Source organism: Enterococcus spodopteracolus (genome assembly GCF_030441955.1).
In the GTDB taxonomy this organism is placed as follows: domain Bacteria; phylum Bacillota; class Bacilli; order Lactobacillales; family Enterococcaceae; genus Enterococcus_B; species Enterococcus_B spodopteracolus.
In genome coordinates this window covers 194,011-210,958 of the sequence record NZ_JARJHD010000003.1, presented here as the reverse complement: position 1 = coordinate 210,958, position 16,948 = coordinate 194,011, and the positions used below count along the sequence as shown (strand labels likewise).

Below are 16,948 nucleotides of genomic sequence, written 5' to 3'. Positions count from 1 at the left end.
TTTTTAAAATGGGACACCTCTTAGGTTAAAACTGTTTTTCATATAAAAAGTGATTTTTGCAGATTTTTATAATGATTCTTAATTTATAAAAATAGTAGGATAAAGAGAAGGTTAGCCACATACCTCATTTTTTTTTAATCTTCTTTAGGAGCTGACATAGCTACGTAAGATTTTTCAGACAATTCTGGCAACAGTGTGAAATAATCTTGCAATATAAAACGGTTTTCTATATAATTATTAATAATTAATTACACACTCCTTAGAATGCTACTTATTTAATTTTTTTTTGCTAAGTTGTTATTCAGTGTAGGATTATTTTTTTTATTAAAAACTTCCATCGAGGGAGCAGAGAGGGGTATTCGATTGTCAGATAACCAATTATTAGATGTTCAGAACCTACACACAGGCTTCCGTCTAAAAGATGAATACTACGATGCAGTAGACGACGTTTCTTTTACTTTAGATAAAAACGAGATCTTAGCCATCGTTGGTGAGTCTGGTTGCGGGAAAAGTACGTTAGCTACAACGATTATGGGATTATTAGATCCTAACAATACAAAGATCACAGGGGAAATCATGTACAATGATTTAAATTTGATTGAATTAAATGAAACATTGTATAACAAGATCCGCGGAAATGATATTGGGATGATTTTTCAAGATCCATTATCTGCACTAAACCCTTTGATGAGAATTGAAGACCAAATCAAAGAAGGTTTGTCTTACCATACAAAAATGACTGCTGAGCAAAGACAAGCACGTGCATTAGAATTACTAGAACAAGTAGGGATTCCGAATCCTGCACGAGTTGGACGTCAGTATCCTCATGAGTTGTCAGGTGGGATGAGACAGCGGGTGATCATCGCGATTGCGATTGCATGTAAGCCACCGATCATTATCGCGGATGAACCAACGACTGCCTTGGACGTAACGATTCAAGCACAGATTCTTGACTTACTGAAAGATTTACAAGAAGAAACTAAAACTGGGATCATCTTGATCACACATGATTTAGGTGTCGTAGCTGAAATGGCGGATCGTGTTGCTGTGATGTATGGGGGACAATTTGTTGAAGTTGCAGGAGTCAAAGAGTTATTTGAAAATCCAAAACACCCATATACACGATCATTGCTAAATTCAATTCCACAAGAAGGAAATCACGAGGCAGAGTTACATGTGATTGAAGGTGTAGTCCCTTCATTAAAAAATATGCCACGAACAGGTTGCCGATTTGCGCCACGGATTCCTTGGATCCCAGCGAGCGCTCACGAAGAAAATCCAGTCTTACATGAAATCGCACCGAATCATATGGTACGTTGCTCATGTTATAAACATTTCCACTTTAGAGACGAAAAAGGAGAGGTGTAGATGTCAGAATTAATTACAATCAAAGATTTGAAAGTTCACTATCCTATTCGCAGTGGGTTTTTCAACCGAGTGACAGACCATGTCTATGCAGTAGACGGTGTCGATTTTATTATTGAAAAAGGAAAAACATACGGATTAGTTGGAGAATCAGGTTCTGGGAAATCCACAACCGGAAAAGCGGTTGTCGGTCTAGAAAAAGTGACTTCTGGCCAAATCATGTATGAAGGAAAAGACGTCACGAAAAGAAGTAACCGAAAAAAAATCGGCTACAACAAAGACGTCCAAATGATCTTTCAAGATTCAATGTCTAGTTTGAATCCTAAAAAACGAGTATTGGACATTATCGCTGAGCCGATCCGTAACTTTGAACGCTTGAGCGATCAGGAAGAAAAGAAAAAAGTCAAAGGCTTATTGGACATCGTTGGGATGCCAGAAGATGCGTTATACAAATATCCTCATGAATTTTCTGGTGGACAAAGACAGCGTTTAGGCGTTGCCCGAGCAGTAGCAACGAATCCTAAATTGATTGTTGCTGATGAACCTGTATCTGCCCTAGACTTATCTGTTCAGGCACAAGTATTGAACTTTATGAAACGCATCCAACAAGAATTTGGCTTGAGCTATTTATTCATCTCTCATGACTTGGGTGTCGTAAAACACATGTGTGACAACATCGCGATCATGTATAAAGGTCGATTTGTTGAAATCGGTACACGAGAAGATATCTATAATGATCCGCGCCACATCTACACAAAACGCTTACTATCTGCGATTCCACGCATCGATGTAGACAATCGGGAAATACAAAAACAAAACCGACGAAATGTTGAACGTGAGTATATCGAACATCAAAAAGATTACTACGATACAGCAGGTCGAGTGTATGATTTACGTACACTAACCACTACACACAAAGTAGCGTTGAAAGATGGAGGTGCTAGCTAATGTGGAAAACGATTCTACGAAGAGTTCTTTTGATGATCCCACAAGTGATCATTCTTAGTGTGTTGATCTTTATGCTAGCGCAAGCCATGCCTGGAGATCCGTTTACAGGATTGATCAACCCAAACCAAGATCCAGCTGTGATCGAGCAGATGCGTCAGGCAGCGGGCTTGAATGATCCTTGGTATGAACAATATTTCCGCTGGGTCGGAAATGCCTTACAAGGTGATTTTGGACAAAGTTTCTTATATAAGCGTTCGGTTTCCTCTTTGATTGGGGAACGAATCGTCAATACTTTATATTTATCTATTTTAACTGTTATTATTACGTACTTGATTGCTGTACCACTAGGTATGTTAGCTGGTCGATACCAAAATTCGATTTTGGACAAAGCTGTTGTTATTTATAACTTCTTCAGTTTTGCTGTTCCATTATTCATTTTCGGATTGATCATGTTGTTTGTTTTTGGCTATCGTTTAGGTTGGTTCCCAACAAGTGGTTCTCAGACTTTAGGTTTCCAGGGAGGATTTTTCGCTCAATGGATGGATCGATTGCAATACATTTTATTACCATCGATCACACAGGCCTTTTTAGCCACAGCAGTAACGATCCAGTATTTACGAAGTGAAGTCATTGATTCGAAATCCTTAGACTTTGTACGTACAGCTCGTTCCAAAGGGGTGCCGACAAACAAAGTATTCAGTCGTCACATTTTCCGTAATGCAGCATTGCCGATGGCATCTCAAATGGGGTATGAAATTACTTCATTGATTGCTGGTTCTGTCGTTATCGAAAAAATCTTTGGTTATCCTGGTGTCGGAAAATTGTTTATTGACTCAATCGGTCAACGTGATTATACCGTAATCACAGCCTTAGTCTTGATTTTAGGAATCGCAACGCTCGTCGGAACACTGCTGTCAGATATTATCATGAGCATTGTTGATCCGCGTATACGAATCCAATAAAAAAATCAAACAGAAGGGAGAATCGATCATGAGTGATAAAAACAAAGAAGTTGCGCAAGAAAGTATCCCACCGATGGGTATACGAATGATTGCACGAGAATTCAAAAAAGATAAAGTAGCCATTTTTTCACTGGCTTTGTTAGTTGTTTTATTATTAGTTATTTTTATCGGGGCGATCTTTATTGATCAAGATAAAGTAATGTTTGTTAGTATTTTTGATAAGTATGCTGAACCTGGCGCCATCTCTTCTCAAGGATCAAAATTCCTTTTAGGAGCAGATGAAGGTGGACGTGATGTCTTCGGTCAATTGATTATCGGAGCAAGAAACTCTGTGATGATCGGTTTTGCGATTACGATCATTACGTCGATCATCGGAGTAGGGCTTGGAATTCTTTCAGGGTTTTATGGTGGGATCATTGATAACGTATTGATGCGTATTGTTGATTTTATTATGATTTTACCGATCATGTTGATCATTATCGTGTTTGTTTCGATCATTTCGCGCTATAACGTTTGGTCATTTATTTTTATCATGAGTGCATTTTATTGGGTAGCTAAAGCCCGATTATTCAGAAGTAAGACGTTATCAGAAGCTAGACGTGATTATGTCAGTGCTTCAAAAACGATGGGAACAAGTGATTTCAAAATCATGTTCCGTGAAATCATGCCAAACCTTAGTTCATTGATCATCACCAACTTAACAATGAACTTTGCGGCAAATATTGGGATCGAGACCACTTTGACTTTCTTAGGCTTTGGATTGCCAGCTAATGTACCTAGTTTAGGAACATTGATCGGTTATGCAAGTAATGGTGAAGTTTTAGTGAATCGACAATGGATTTGGTTACCCGCGTCAATTCTAATTTTAGTGTTGATGTTGAGTATAAACTACGTTGGACAAGCATTTAAGCGTTCTGCAGATGCGCGACAACGTTTAGGATAAGAGAAGTGAAGGGGGAAAATAGGATATGAAGAAAACGATTTTTGGATTTGTCACACTGCTATCTGTGGGAGCATTAGCAGCGTGTGGAAATGGCGGCGGAACTAGCTCGTCAGGTAATAATTCAGCAGATAATGGGGATAAAAGTGAATTGACTTTCCCATTAGCTACAACGAATAATGATGAAGCAATCGAAGATGGACAGTTAGATGTGGCAGTAGCAACAGACAGTCAGTTTAAAGGATTGTTCCAATGGGAATTTTATCAAGATGCCTTTGATGCAGCATTTATGGCGCCTTCACATGAACCATTGTTTTCAAATGATGATAACTTCACGATCACAAACGATGGTGCAGCCTCATTAGAATTAGATGAAGATGCAAAAACAGCAACAATCACACTTAAAGACAACGTAAAATGGTCTGATGGTGTCGATGTCACAGCAGATGATGTTATTTTCCCTTATGAAATCATCGGAAACTCTGAATACACTGGTATCCGTTACGATGATACATTCCGTAATATCGTTGGTATGGAAGAATATAACAGCGGTAGTGCAGATACGATTTCTGGAATTACAAAAGTAGATGACAAAACTGTTAAAATCGAATATAAAGAAATGAACCCAAGCATGCTTCAAGCAGGTGGTGGAATTTGGACATATGCAGCACCAAAACACACACTTGAAGGAATTGCTATCAAAGACATGGAATCAAGTGACCAAGTTCGTAAGAATCCTGTGACATTTGGTCCTTACTATATGAGTAACATCGTTGCTGGTGAATCAGTAGAGTTCTTACCAAATGAATACTACTGGAATGGTACACCACAATTGAAAAAAATCACAATGAAATCATTACCAACAGCAAGTGCAACAGAAGCATTAAATTCAAAATTATATGACATGATTTTCCAAATGCCAACAGATACGTATGACACATACAAAGATATCGCTGGTTATACGAATCTAGGACGTCAGCAAACTTCATACACTTACTTAGGTTTCAAACTAGGTAAATGGAATGCTGAAAGTGGAAGTGTTGAATATGATCCAAACTCAAAAATGGCTGACAAAGCATTACGTCAAGCAATGGGTTACGCGTTAGACAACACTGCAGTAGGCGAACGTTTCTATGCTGGTTTAAGAAGCAATGCGACTTCATTGATTCCACCAGTATTTGAATCATTCCACGATGCAGATCTAAAAGGCTTCACACAAGATCTTGATAAAGCCAATAAATTATTGGATGATGCAGGATATAAAGATGTTGATGGCGATGGTATCCGTGAAGACAAAGATGGTAACAAGTTGACAATCAACTTTGCGTCAATGGCAGGTGGCGAAACAGCACAACCATTAGCAGATTACTACGTACAACAATGGAAAGAGATTGGTTTAGATGTTCAATATACAACAGGTCGTCTGATCGAATTCAACTCATTCTATGATCGTTTGGAAAATGATGATCCAGAAATCGATATCTACCAAGCAGCTTGGAGCACAGGAACAGATCCAAACCCAAGTGGACTATGGGGTGCAAATGCAGCGTTCAACTACACTCGTTTTGAGTCAGAAGAAAACACAAAATTGATCAATGATATCAATTCAAGTGCAGCATTTGATGCAGATTACCAAAAAGAAGCTTACAAAAAATGGCAAGAATACGCATTTGAAGAAGCTTTTGCTATTCCAACATTGTTCCGTAACGAAGTATTACCAGTAAACGACCGCGTCAAAGATTGGAACTGGGCATATGATGCTGTCAATCCATGGGCTGTTGTATCTGTAACTTCCGATTCACGTTCATAATCAACAAATGATAAAACCGAATCAGTTCGAGATAGGATTCTCCTATTCTCGGCTGGCTCGGTTTTTTTAATAAGTGTAGGTCTGTGAAAGTTTTGTCACCATCAATCATTAATACATAACAAATAAACTATGGGTGTTTTTTAATTAGGAAAAACAAGGAAACATTTGTTTTTTGATAATGAAAAAAATATATAATAGATATGAGAATAAATGAAATAGGAGAGAGGGGAGGGTGCGTTTCATATATATACTTACTTTATCGACATTTTGAAATGCTAAATCAAAAATAAAACATACAAAGGAGAATTTTATGAAAAACAAAAAATTAGTTATTAGTGTTATGGAACTTTTGCTGGTATAGGAGTATTTGTCTCAATCGATCAAGTAAGTGCGTCAGAAATGAATGAACCTTTGATTATATCAAACTATGCAAATATATTTGATATGGATATTGTGCAAGAACAAGCAGTAATGATTCAGCAGAAAATCACAATGGCTACATTTTATGGTGGAGTAACCGGTGTTCCTGGATTTGGTACAGTATGGGGAGAATTTACGCCATCTAGTAGAAGAGTCACAGTTCAGGCGAAGGGAACAAAAACTGTTAATGTCACAGGAGGACCTAGAGTAGAAGTAAGAGCAGAAGCTCCACGTGCATTTACGGGAAATACCTCTGGATGGTGGTGGGCATAGAGATTTAAGAACCTAAGACAAATTTTTTATACAGTATTACCCGAGCTATATAGAGATTACTGCTACGGTCAGGTTGTTACTAGAAGTCAACAATCTCTTCAGTGATATCTCAAATACAGTTCGGGTATTTAAATATTTGAAAACATATTTTAGGTCCTTTTTTTCTTTCATTATGAAAAAATCTATCGAGGGTTATTTATAGTTACAGTGTTAAGTTTCCTTTGTATCAGTCTGTCGTTGGGGATTTGGAATTTGATGGCTCGATAACTATTGAGATGCTAAGGCTGCTTGGATATGAAGAAGAGGCAGAAAACTTTTTGGATATTGAAAGAACAATCTTGGGCGATCATACATAAATTAGTTTGTCGATTTAACAAGATGCATTAATCAGATCAGATATACTTTAACACCTATAAAATCTGATGTTGTTACTTATTTTTTTAGATTACATAGAAATGAAAAAGAGCAAGATTTGTTCAGTGCTTATATTGTAATGAAAGTACTCCTATTAAAATATTTGGACATTGTTTAAATATACGTGTGCTAAATTATACTGACTGAATAATCGCTGATTCCAACTACAATTAATATAACTTTAAAAAGGCATTTTCTGTTTTTTGGAAAGTGCTTTTTTTGTTCTTTGATAAGTAATGAGCTGGATTTAGGAATATTACAAGGTTTAGTATACTTTTATGAAAAAGAATCTTTAACATGGTTTATAAAGCTTTTCATACCTTTTGTCTCAACCATTTCATATTTTATAAAAAACCAGTATAATAAGGAAGTATTGAAAAAATAGCCATAAAGGAATGTGGGAAATGGACAATCAGCTAACAAAAGAATTGAAAGAAAAGTATAGCATCGTTTTTCACGATTTAAACTTACTTGAACAAGCTTTTACCCATTCATCCTATGTGAATGAGCATCGCAATTTGCAATTGTCAGACAACGAACGTCTTGAGTTTTTAGGAGATGCTGTATTAGAGTTGATGGTTTCAGAATATCTGTATCGTTTGTATCCAGATATTCCGGAAGGAAAATTGACCAAAACTCGTGCAGCTATCGTACGTGAAGATAGTTTATCCAAATTTGCCAAGGAATGTCATTTTGATCAGTATATCCTGTTAGGAAAAGGTGAGGAGAACTCTGGTGGACGCACACGTCCAGCACTTCTTTGTGATTTGTTTGAAGCTTTTTTAGGAGCATTGTACCTTGATCAAGGATTTGACGCAGCACATGCGTTTATTGAAATGGTGATTTTTCCAAAGGTACGTGCCGGTGCTTTTTCCCATGAGATGGATCATAAAACAAGATTACAAGAAGTATTGCAAAAAGCAGGAGACGTGTTGATCGAATATCGTTTGATCAATGAAGAAGGTCCAGCACACGAACGTATTTTTTGGATCGAAGTATACGTTGATGATCGGTTGATTGGAACTGGACAAGGAAAATCGAAAAAACTAGCAGAACAAGCTGCTGCTGAGAATGCTTTAGCAGCACTAAGTAAGTGAGGGAAAGACTTCGTGTATTTAAAACGCATTGAAATAGCCGGCTTTAAATCATTTGCAGATAAAACAATCATTGAGTTTGAAAATAGTGTCACAGCGGTCGTTGGACCAAATGGTAGCGGGAAAAGTAATATTACCGAGGCCATCCGTTGGGTACTAGGAGAACAGTCTGCGAAAAGCCTTCGTGGTGGGAAAATGCCGGATATTATTTTTGCCGGTTCTGATTCCCGTAAACAATTGAATGTCGCTGAAGTAACCGTCGTATTAGACAACTCTGATCATTACTTGCCACTAGAGTATAGTGAGATCAGTGTGACACGTCGTTACCGTCGAACAGGTGAAAGCGACTTTTTCATCAATAAACAACCTTGCCGTTTGAAAGATATCCAAGAATTATTTATGGATTCTGGCTTAGGGAAAGAATCATTTTCGATCATCTCTCAAGGAAAAGTCGAAGCGATTTTTAGTAGTAAGCCAGAAGATCGACGAGGGATTTTTGAAGAAGCAGCCGGAGTCTTGAAATACAAACAGCGCAAGAAAAAGGCGGAGCAAAAGCTTTTTGAAACAGAGGATAATCTAAGCCGTGTCCAAGATATCATCTATGAACTTGAAGAGCAATTAACTCCTTTGGCCGCCCAGAGTGAGGCAGCTAAGGAGTTTTTACGATTAAAAGAAACATTGACAAAGACGGATATCTCCTTAATGATTGCGGAAATCAAGGCTGCAAAAAAAGAGTGGGATGAACGCCAAATACAACTGGATCAGTTCAATCAATCGTTGACGTCATTAACGACGCAGATCCAAACGAAAGAACAATTATTAGCAGACAAACGCAAACAAAACAATCAAGCCGATCGCATGATCGAAAAAAATCAACAAACCTTGTTAGCCTTGTCAGAAAAATTGAAACAAACAGAAGGACAAAAAGAAGTATTACTTGAGCGAACGAAGCATACCCAAAAGAGCACAAAAGAATACCAAGCTTCTTTAACTGAAGTACAAGAAAAAGTGGCTCATTTTGAAGAATTAAAAGCGACTTTGACACGAGAAGTCAGTCAAAAAGAAGCAGAGATCCAACAGGCTGAAAAAGCACTGATGAGTACGCAACAAGAATTGGAGAAATACCAAAAATCAACAAAAGAATTGTTGGCAGAATTGCGCGATCAGTATGTTGATCTGATGCAAGAACAAGCAACTGTCGGCAATGAATTGAAGTACTTGGAGCGTCAATATGTCCAAGAGACATCTAAAAGTCAGCAAACACTAGCCAAACAATCTGAAGTGGAAGCTAATGTTGCGAAAATGTCCGCCAAGCAAATCGAATTGACAGAGCGACATGAAAAGCTACAGCAAGCTTTGAATGAGGTCAAAGCGTCACTTGAACTTGTGCAAACAAAAGGGAAACAAGCACAAAAGCGCTTGGCAAAAGAACAGCCTAAAATGTATCAACTGATGAACCAAGTCCAACAATTACGAGCACGTCAGAAAAGTTTACAAGAAATCCAAGAAAATTACTTTGGCTTTTATCAAGGTGTTCGTTTGATCTTGCAACAAAAACAACGTCTTTCAGGTATCGTTGGAGCGGTTGCTGAATTGATCGATGTTCCAGCGGATTATACATTGGCAATCGAAACAGCTTTGGGTGGTTCGGCGCAACATGTCATTGTTGAAAATGAAGGCGATGCACGTCAAGCCATCACTTATTTGAAACAACAAAAAGGTGGCCGAGCAACGTTTCTACCATTAACGACAATCAAGCCTCGTCAATTACCTGCTCATATTTTTGCACAAGCGCAAACAGTTGACGGGTTTATCGGGATCGCTAGCGAACAAGTGACTTATCCCGAACAGATCCAGACAATCGTCCACAATCTATTAGGGACGATTCTATTAGCAAAAGACTTAGCAAGTGCCAATGCCATTGCCCAACAGATCCGTTACCAGTATCGTGTGGTCTCGTTAGAAGGTGATGTCATGAATGCCGGTGGTTCAATGACTGGTGGGGCGACGAAGCGAGGCAATCAAGGAAGTTTATTTGCACAAAATCAAGAATTAAAACAATTGACTAGTGAGTTTCAACAAGCCGATCAGGAATTGCAAAGTCAAGAAAAGAAAGTCCAAGCATTGCAACAAGAAATCACGGTTTTGGCAGAAGAACAAGAACTTCTTCGAACACAAGGAGAACAGTTACGCTTTGAAGAACAAGAAGTAGCAAATCAACGACAAAATGTGGCCAACGAACTCACTCGTTTTGAAAAAGAACAGCAAATCTCAAGTTATGAAACGCGTGAACTGCAACAATTCATGGAGAATTATCAAAAACAACAGGCAGAGCTTTTGGCAAAACAGCAAGAACTCGAAATACAACGCCAAGAGATCGATACTGAAATCAGTTCATTGAGTCAAGAAAGTGACAAGATGGAAGAACGTCGCGCGCAGATCCAGGAAAAACAAGCACAGGAGCAAGCCTCATTAGCCGTATTGAAAGAGCAATTCAATCATTTACAGATCCAACTACGTGGCGCACGCGTACAAAAAAATGAGGCATTAGCCAAACAAGAAGGACTAGAACAACAACTGCATGCATTGACTGCGGACTTCTCTGATCACGAACTGACAGAAGAAAGTTTAGATCAACGAATCGCTGATTTAGCGACAGAAAGAGATCGCTTAAAAGCTTCTCTAGAAGACGCCAAACAGTCACGTGAAGAAATGCAAGCGACCATCGATGCGTTGGATGCCGACCTATTAGCTGAAAACCGTAAACAAAAAGAACTTTTGACAGAGCAGTCACAGTTAGAGGTCCAAAAGAATCGTGCGGAAATGATTTTGGATAATCATTTGAATTATCTTCAAATGGAGTATCAGATGAATTATGAAAAAGCTTGTGAAGCTTATGAAGAAACAACGGATGTAGCGAACAGCCGGGTAGAAGTTGCTTCGTTGAAACAACAAATCGATCGTTTAGGCCCAGTAAATCTGAACGCCATTGAGCAGTATGAGCAAGTGAATGAACGTCATACCTTCTTGGCTACGCAACGGGATGACTTATTATCGGCTAAGGATCAATTATTTGAAACAATGGATGAAATGGACGATGAGGTACGGACTCGTTTCAAAGAAGTTTTTGAAGCAATCCGTCAAGAATTCAAAATCGTTTTCCCAAATATGTTTGGTGGCGGTCGCGCAGAGCTTGTGTTGACTGATCCGACGGATTTGTTGCAGACAGGGATTGAAATCGAAGTTCAGCCTCCAGGTAAAAAACTACAAAGTTTAAGTTTACTTTCAGGAGGAGAACGTGCATTGACTGCTATTGCGTTGCTCTTTTCGATTATTCGTGTCTGCCCTGTACCGTTTTGTATCCTTGATGAGGTCGAAGCTGCGCTAGATGAAGCCAATGTCAAACGCTTTGGTCGCTATCTCAGCGAGTTCCAAGACGATATACAGTTTATTGTGGTGACGCATCGTAAAGGGACGATGGTTGCTGCGAATGTCTTATACGGTGTAACCATGCAAGAGTCTGGGGTTTCAAAAATCGTCTCTGTCCGTATGGAAGACATCAATGAAGAAGGAAGAATGAGTGAAACGAAAGTGTAGGGGACGAAATGATTAAATTAATCGCTATCGATTTAGACGGAACACTATTGAACGAAGAAAAGAAAATCTCATCTGAGAATAAACAAGCTTTGGCTCAAGCAAAAGCACAAGGGATAAAAATCGTTTTATGCACGGGGCGTCCTTTAGCAGCAATGGCTCACTATTTACAAGAATTAGGTTTAATCGAAGAAGGCGATTATAGCATTACCTTCAACGGTGGCTTAGTCCAGAAAAATGATACAGGTGAAATTATAGAGAAAAAAGCGATGTCTGTGTCTGATATCCATCGTCTTTATGCGTTGGCACAAGAACTAGACTTGCCATTAGACGTCTTATCAGATAATGTTGTCTTGCAATTACCTAGTGCGCCTCAAAAGCAATCGTTGTACAATGTATTAAACAGCTTATTGCAATTCCAACCAGCAGTACTAGCTGATATCACAGATGAGTTTGTGTTGAACAAAGCAGTCATTGCCTATGAGCAAGAAGAACTAGATGCAAAAATCAAGGACATTCCAAGCGCTTATTATGAGTCATATGAGATTATCAAAACGCGCAATGTTTTATTAGAATTTATGCCAAAAGGCGTTACTAAGGCATATGGCATTTCTTTATTAGCAAAAGATTTAGGACTTGAACGTAGTGAGATCATGGCAATCGGAGATGAGGAAAATGATCTACCGATGATCGAATACGCAGGACTTGGTGTAGCCATGGAAAATGCGGTGCCTTTTGTCAAAGAAGCCGCTGATCATGTCACGGCAAGTAACATCGAACATGGGGTAGCAAAAGCGATCCAACAATTTGTTTTAGTGTAAAGGAGGTATACTATGGGATTTTTTGATAAGATCAAACGAGCCTTTACTGGTGAAGAAGCACCAGAAGAAGTAGAAGTACAAGAGAAATATGACAAGGGTCTAGAAAAGACCCGTAAAACGTTCGGTGAACGAATGAATGAACTGTTTGCGAATTTCCGTACGGTCGATGAAGATTTCTTCGAAGAATTGGAAGAAACATTGATCGGTGCAGATGTCGGCTTTGAAACAGCCATCAAGATCACTGAAGCGTTACGCCAAGAAGTGAAGCTAAGAAACGCCAAGAAACCAGCTGAGATCCAAAATGCGATCATCGAAAAATTAGTTGAGCTTTATGAGCAAGAAGGCATCGATGAAGTCAATACATTGAATATTCAAGAAGAAGGCTTAACGGTGATCCTCTTTGTTGGTGTCAATGGCGTAGGAAAGACGACGAGTATCGGTAAATTAGCACATCAATACAAAACGGGAGGCAAAAAGGTATTGTTAGCCGCAGCAGATACCTTCCGTGCGGGTGCGATCGATCAATTAGTCGTTTGGGGAGAACGTGCAGAAGTTGAAGTGGTTCGAGGCAAAGCTGGTGGTGATCCTGCGGCAGTCGTTTACGATGCCATCGAAAAAGCTAAAGAACAACAAGCAGATATTTTACTTGTTGATACAGCTGGACGTCTGCAAAACAAAGTCAATTTGATGAATGAATTAGAGAAGATCAAACGTGTGATCCAACGAGAATTACCAGAAGCACCACATGAGATCTTACTTGTGTTAGATGCGACGACAGGGCAAAATGCTATGGTCCAAGCGAAACAGTTCAAAGAAACTTCTGATGTGACAGGGCTAGTTTTAACAAAATTAGACGGTACAGCTAAAGGTGGAATCGTCTTAGCCATTCGTAATGAATTGCACCTTCCAGTCAAACTTGTTGGTTTGGGTGAAGGAATCGATGATTTAGAAGCTTTTGATCCCAATGACTTTGTCATCGGTCTATTTAAGGGCTTATTGAAAGAAGAATAAAAAATATATGAGCATAAGTTCATCTAAAGAGCTTGTAACAAAGGTGTTCAACTTCAAGAAATAAAAAAGAAGCCACGGGAATCGTTCGTTAAATTTCCGTGGTTTTTCCTTTATTTTTGAAGAGGTTCCGTTTGTTTCAGGCTCTTTATTCTCCTTCCAATGGAATAGCGATATTTAAGGAATAATATTTCGAGTATAAATCAAAAATGAACCAGTGATTTTTTTGACTATCCTGTCTGGCTATGTGCTATCTTATTGTTCAGTTTGAAGTCATTTTCCTACAATATCAGCTGTTAAAAAAAAAAACACCCCCTTTTTTCTCATTTTAAAACAATTTCATTCTTTTTCTTGGCGGTTTTTACTATAATGTAACATATGAATTGGAGGACATTTAACCATGAACTATAAAGAATTATTATTGCATCCTCGTTCACTGCCGTTCATTAGTCAAGCTCGTTTTGGGGTTGAACGTGAAGGGCAACGTGTGAACTTCTCTGGAAAGTTGGCAACAACCGATCATCCTGAGATTTTTGGGGATCGTACGTATCATCCATACATCCAGACAGATTTTAGTGAAACTCAAGTCGAATTGATTACTCCGGTCACGGATTCTATCAACGAACTTTTCAAATACTTGGAAGCAATCTACGACGTTGCTTCACGCTCAATGGCAGATGATGAAATGATCTGGCCTTTAAGCATGCCTCCGGCTTTACCTGAAAAAGACGAAGAGATCATGATTGCGAAGCTTTCTAATTTTGAAGATGTCTTGTATCGTAGTTATTTAGCAAAGGAATATGGCAAACGCAAGCAAATGGTCAGCGGCATTCACTTCAACTTTGAGTTTGGTGATGATCTTTTACAATCCTTGTTTGTACAACAAACAGAGTTTACCGACTTTGCAGCATTTAAAACAGAATTATATTTTAAAACAGCACAGAACTTCTTGCGTTATCGTTGGTTGATCACTTATTTGTTTGGGGCGTCACCTCTAAGTGAAGACCACTATTTTGTAGGCAAGCCAGCACCAGCAGAACCGGTACGCAGTATTCGTAATAGTTCCTATGGTTATACGAACCATCCGAATGTCAAAGTATCCTATGCGTCAATGCAACAATATTTAACCGATATTGAAAAAATGGTGGAAGAAGGCAAGTTATCCGAAGAAAAAGAATTCTATGCACCGATCCGTTTTCGTGGTGGAAAACGTGTAGCTGATTTAGCAAAATCAGGTATTCGCTATATTGAACTGAGAAATATTGATTTAAATCCTTACGCACGTGTAGGGATCAGTCAAGCACAAGTTCAGTTTTTACAATCGTTCTTAATGTATATGCTATGGATGGAACATGATGTAGCAGTCGATGCATGGGTCGAAGAAGGCGAGCAGCGAAATGAACATGTAGCTTTAGAAAATCCTATGGATCAAACTGCTTTTTATGATGAAGGAATGCTGCTTCTTCAAGGAATGAAAGAGATGCTTGGAGCTTTAGGACAATCCGAACGCCTACCATTGATCGATGACATGATCGCACAATTGAATGAACCACGTGAAACATTGGCAGGCAAGATTTATCAGCAAGCACAACAAACAAGCCAGCATGACTTTGCTTATACTCTAGGAAAACAGTATGAAGAAGAAAGTCATGAACGTTCGTACCAATTAGCGGGATTTCGTGACATGGAACTGTCGACACAGATTCTGATGTTTGATGCGATCCAAAAGGGCATCGAAGTACAGGTCATAGATGAATCAGATCAATTTTTACGTCTGCAGCATCAAGAGCATATCGAATATGTGAAAAATGCCAATATGACAAGTAAAGACAGCTACATTGTGCCATTGATCATGGAAAATAAAACAGTCACTAAAAAAGTGCTAAAAGAGGCCGGATTCCGTGTACCTGAAGGAGCCGAATTTACTTCAATCGAAGAGGCTTTGAACGCTTATCCACGATTTGCAGAACAAGCCTTTGTTATTAAACCTAAATCGACAAATTACGGGTTAGGGATCACGATCTTCAAAGAAGGAGCATCTTTAGAAGATTACCATGCTGGTTTAGCTATCGCCTTTCGCGAAGATACTTCTGTACTAGTTGAAGCATTCATGCCTGGAACAGAATATCGCTTCTTTGTGATCGATGGGCAAGTAAAAGCCATCTTACTTCGAGTTCCTGCCAATGTTGTGGGTGACGGAAAACGAACGGTGGAAGAACTTGTCGCTGAAAAAAACCTAGATCCATTAAGAGGCAGTCACCATCGTGCACCATTGGAATTGATCCAGTTAGGTGAACTTGAGCAGTTGATGTTAAAAGAGCAAGGACTAACCATCCATTCTGTACCTGAAAAAGATCAAATCGTGTATTTACGCGAAAATTCCAATATCAGTACAGGTGGCGATTCAATCGACGTAACAGATGAATTTTCAGACGCGTATAAACAAATTGCACAGCAAGCAGTGGAAGCCCTAGGAGCGAAAATCAGCGGCATCGATTTGATCATTCCTGATAAAGATATTGATCCTCAAACAGATGACCAAGCCTACGGCATCATTGAAGCGAACTTCAATCCAGCGATGCACATGCACGTTTATCCATTTGCTGGTCAAGGCAGAAGACTGACAATGAATGTCTTAGAGCTGTTGTATCCTGAAGTGATCAACAGACAAAAAGAGGCTAAATAAATCATGAACTCGTAGGACAAAAAAATCATCCACATCACTAGATTTATCTAGTTTGTGAATGATTTTTTGTTTTGCCACAGCTACATACGAACGCTGACAAGTTTTGATTAAAAACACAAAAATTTAGTTTACCTTTAGAAATCACTTGAATAATCGCGTCCAAAAGCTTTTTTTCTTTGGGGCTTCCTTCTCAGGCTTTGTTGGATATTTTTCTTCTATGTCAATAACGGGCTCATTCACCGCTTCTTTGGTCGCAATCAGTAGACCAATGCTTTGTGGATCTTCGGAAACATGATCGTTTACAACTGTGAATTTCGTTTGATTTTTCGTTGCTAATTGGATGTATTGATTCTGGATCTCCAGAGGTAGGGTTCCGTTTATCAGAATAAATGCTTCTGGTCGTTTCTCGAGTTCTTTTAGGAACTTTTCTTTATTTGTCGGCTCATTCATTTCAGCAACGGTCATACTGAGGTAGCAACGTTCACGAAAGGTACCTAGGTATTTATGCTGTTCTTCTGGGTTGACCAAGGGCGTGCCATACATTCCTTTGTCCAAATGATTTTTCAATTCATCTGATGCCATCCAATTTCCTCCTTTGTTGTTTTAAGTCATT

12 protein-coding genes are annotated in these 16,948 nt (G+C 38.9%); 11 read left to right on the top strand and 1 reads right to left on the bottom strand.

Translation table 11 applies throughout. The annotated features are described in order from the left end of the window. The first annotated feature begins 363 nt into the window (after positions 1-363). The 11 genes from P3R27_RS06025 to gshAB all read left to right on the top strand — a co-directional run bounded on the left by P3R27_RS06025 (position 364) and on the right by gshAB (position 16,335). Complete coding sequence (locus P3R27_RS06025; RefSeq protein ID WP_034689391.1) at positions 364-1,368, top strand: ABC transporter ATP-binding protein; 1,005 nt, start codon at positions 364-366, stop codon at positions 1,366-1,368. Then, positions 1,369-2,313 carry an ABC transporter ATP-binding protein gene (locus P3R27_RS06020; protein WP_010734436.1) on the top strand — a complete coding sequence of 315 codons (945 nt, stop codon included), beginning with the start codon at positions 1,369-1,371 and terminating at the stop codon, positions 2,311-2,313. Beyond that, positions 2,313-3,275 carry an oligopeptide ABC transporter permease gene (gene opp4B, locus P3R27_RS06015; protein ID WP_010734435.1) on the top strand — a complete coding sequence of 321 codons (963 nt, stop codon included), beginning with the start codon at positions 2,313-2,315 and terminating at the stop codon, positions 3,273-3,275. Before P3R27_RS06020 ends, opp4B begins: the two co-directional genes overlap by 1 nt. Before the next feature lie 28 nt (positions 3,276-3,303). Further along, positions 3,304-4,218 carry an ABC transporter permease gene (locus P3R27_RS06010; protein ID WP_010734434.1) on the top strand — a complete coding sequence of 305 codons (915 nt, stop codon included), beginning with the start codon at positions 3,304-3,306 and terminating at the stop codon, positions 4,216-4,218. A 25-nt stretch (positions 4,219-4,243) separates the two neighbouring features. Beyond that, positions 4,244-6,025 carry an oligopeptide ABC transporter substrate-binding protein gene (locus tag P3R27_RS06005; RefSeq protein WP_034689389.1) on the top strand — a complete coding sequence of 594 codons (1,782 nt, stop codon included), beginning with the start codon at positions 4,244-4,246 and terminating at the stop codon, positions 6,023-6,025. A gap of 492 nt (positions 6,026-6,517) precedes the next feature. Then, positions 6,518-6,718 carry a hypothetical protein gene (locus tag P3R27_RS06000; RefSeq protein ID WP_241234781.1) on the top strand — a complete coding sequence of 67 codons (201 nt, stop codon included), beginning with the start codon at positions 6,518-6,520 and terminating at the stop codon, positions 6,716-6,718. A gap of 818 nt (positions 6,719-7,536) precedes the next feature. Beyond that, positions 7,537-8,229, top strand: a complete 693-nt coding sequence (gene rnc, locus P3R27_RS05995; protein ID WP_034689388.1) for a ribonuclease III — start codon at positions 7,537-7,539, stop codon at positions 8,227-8,229. A 12-nt stretch (positions 8,230-8,241) separates the two neighbouring features. Continuing rightward, complete coding sequence (smc, locus tag P3R27_RS05990) at positions 8,242-11,823, top strand: chromosome segregation protein SMC (RefSeq protein WP_034689387.1); 3,582 nt, start codon at positions 8,242-8,244, stop codon at positions 11,821-11,823. Between the two features lie 8 nt (positions 11,824-11,831). Beyond that, the gene (locus P3R27_RS05985) at positions 11,832-12,641 is read left to right on the top strand and encodes a Cof-type HAD-IIB family hydrolase (RefSeq protein WP_034689386.1); all 810 of its coding nucleotides are present in this window, start codon (positions 11,832-11,834) and stop codon (positions 12,639-12,641) included. Between the two features lie 12 nt (positions 12,642-12,653). After that, positions 12,654-13,652: a signal recognition particle-docking protein FtsY gene (ftsY, locus tag P3R27_RS05980; protein WP_034689385.1), complete on the top strand. Its 999-nt coding sequence runs from the start codon at positions 12,654-12,656 to the stop codon at positions 13,650-13,652. Between the two features lie 397 nt (positions 13,653-14,049). Next, positions 14,050-16,335 (top strand): bifunctional glutamate--cysteine ligase GshA/glutathione synthetase GshB, encoded by a 2,286-nt coding sequence (gene gshAB / locus P3R27_RS05975; RefSeq protein ID WP_301355224.1) that lies wholly within the window; start codon positions 14,050-14,052, stop codon positions 16,333-16,335. A gap of 141 nt (positions 16,336-16,476) precedes the next feature. Here gshAB and P3R27_RS05970 read toward each other — a convergent pair whose 3' ends face one another. Beyond that, positions 16,477-16,917, bottom strand: coding sequence for a YueI family protein (locus P3R27_RS05970; RefSeq protein WP_034689381.1), 441 nt, complete (start codon positions 16,915-16,917; stop codon positions 16,477-16,479). Positions 16,918-16,948 lie beyond the last annotated feature (31 nt).